The sequence below is a fragment of the Collinsella sp. AF23-2 genome, from assembly GCF_003459245.1.
In the GTDB taxonomy this organism is placed as follows: Bacteria; Actinomycetota; Coriobacteriia; order Coriobacteriales; family Coriobacteriaceae; genus Collinsella.
In genome coordinates, this window is record NZ_QRVG01000043.1 from 1 (window position 1) to 2,066 (window position 2,066).

Here is a 2,066-nt window from a genome sequence, read left to right on the forward strand (position 1 = left end):
ATATTGCCAGACCGGAGGGGCGCCGGGGGCGGGAATCTGGGCGTACACATTTCCTACACAGTTTGGGATTCTCAGCTGTATTTAAAAGTAATAAAGAGGGGACCTCGTTTCCGAGATCCCCTCCTCAGTCTATCTATAGAAATAGGCTTTCAAAGCCTTAGGCCAAGAGCTTGCGACCGGACTCCTCGATCGCGTCAAGTGCTGCATCAGCCTCGGCGGCATCCGCGCCCTTAGCGAAGATGTACAGCTTAATCTTGGGCTCGGTGCCAGAAGGACGGACGATACCCTTGTTACCACCCTCGAGATCGAACTCAATGACATTAGCCTTCGGCAGGCCGTTCACGCAGGTGTTGTAGTCCACGACGGCCTCAATCTTGGAACCGGCGAGCTCCGCGGGCGGGTTCTCGCGCAGACCAGCCATGATGCCGGCCATCTTTGCCGCACCCTCAGCGCCCGGATAGCTCAGCGAAATCGTCTTGTTGTGATAGTAGCCATACTTCTCGTACAGCTCGTGCATCGCGTCGGCGAGGTTCTTACCCTGCAGCTTGTAATACTGAGCCATCTGGCAAATCAGCAGCGAAGTGCTCACGGCGTCCTTGTCGCGCACGTGATCACCAGCCAGATAACCGTAGCTCTCCTCAAAACCGAAGATAAAGCGATCGACTTCACCGGCATCGGAAAGCGAGGTAATGATGTCACCGATGTACTTGAAGCCCGTCAGGCAGCGACGGAGCTCAAAGCCATATTCCTCGGCCAGAGCATCGACCATGGCGGAAGAAACAATGGTAGTAACCGCGACCTTCTTAGTGAGGTCCTCGCCGCGGGCGGCACGGGTCTTGCAAATATAGTCGAGCAACAGGACGCCCATCTCGTTACCGGTCAGCAGCAGATAGTCATCGCCATTCTTAACGGCAACGCCAACACGGTCGGCGTCGGGATCGGTCGCAAGCAGCAGATCGGGGTGAACCTGCTCGCAGAGATCGATGCCCTTCTGCATGGCCTGTCGGATCTCGGGGTTAGGATACGGGCAGGTCGGGAAATCGCCGTTAGGTTCCTTCTGCTCGGGAACAACCGTGACATCAGTGATGTCAGCGCGCTCGAGCACCGTGGTGACGGGAATGAGGCCGGTACCATTCAGCGGCGTATAGACAAGCTTGAGCGGTGCGCCGGCAATCTCCTCGGCAGAAAGATTCGTAACGCCGCGAGCGAGAACGGCGTCGTAATAACGCTCGAGGCACGAGTCATCGATCCATTTGACCAGGCCCTGCTCAAGAGCCTCATCGAAGTCCATGGACTTCACACCGGTGAACGTATCGGTCTCGGCGATAGCCTTAGAAATTGCATCGGCGGCCTCGCTGGTGATCTGGCAGCCGTCGGGGCCATAGGCCTTATAGCCGTTATACGGTGCCGGGTTATGACTAGCGGTCATGCAAATGCCACCGGAGCACTTAAGATCACGGACGGCCCAGGAGAGCGTCGGCACAGGAGAAATCTTGGGATAAACGAGGGCAGTCACGCCGTTTGCTGCAAGAATGGCAGCCGTCGTCTTAACGAACAGCTCACCTTTATTGCGGCTATCGCGAGCGATGGCAACCGTTGGATGCTCGAAGGTCGCATTGAGGTAGTCAGCGAATCCCTGGGTCGCACGACCGACCGTATAGATATTCATACGGTTAGTGCCCGCACCGATAGTGCCGCGAAGGCCGGCAGTACCGAAGGCGAGATCTTGGAAGAAAGCATCGGTGATGGCGTCCTCATCACCCTGCTCCTTCATCGTGTTAAGCTCAGCGAGGAGCTCCTCGTCCTTGACATTGGCAATCCAAGTATCAAGCAGCTCATGAACATCTGCCATGTGAGTCCTTCCTTCACAATCAATAAAACGACCCGTGTAAAACAGGACAAGCGCAGCAGTGCGCTAAAGCAAATATTAGTCCATTGAGAACAGAGAACCGACCAAAGAACGGTGAACGTCTATATTCAGCGGTGGATGATTAAATTGATTTAATTGCATAAGGAATGTTGCCTGTAAACGCAAAAAAGGGGGAGGCCGCGAGGCCTCCCCCTTC

General features: G+C 55.5%; 1 protein-coding gene. It reads right to left on the reverse strand.

What is annotated here, in order from left to right:
• Positions 1-157: 157 nt before the first annotated feature.
• A complete protein-coding gene (locus DWY03_RS09910; protein ID WP_117840757.1) occupies positions 158-1,852 on the reverse strand; it encodes a phospho-sugar mutase in 1,695 nt (564 codons plus the stop codon).
• Positions 1,853-2,066: the final 214 nt, after the last annotated feature.

What these genes read in the sequence shown, in the direction of transcription:
- DWY03_RS09910 (WP_117840757.1), bottom strand. Translation starts at nt 1,852, where the DNA reads ATGGCAGATGTTCATGAGCTGCTTGATACTTGGATTGCCAATGTCAAG.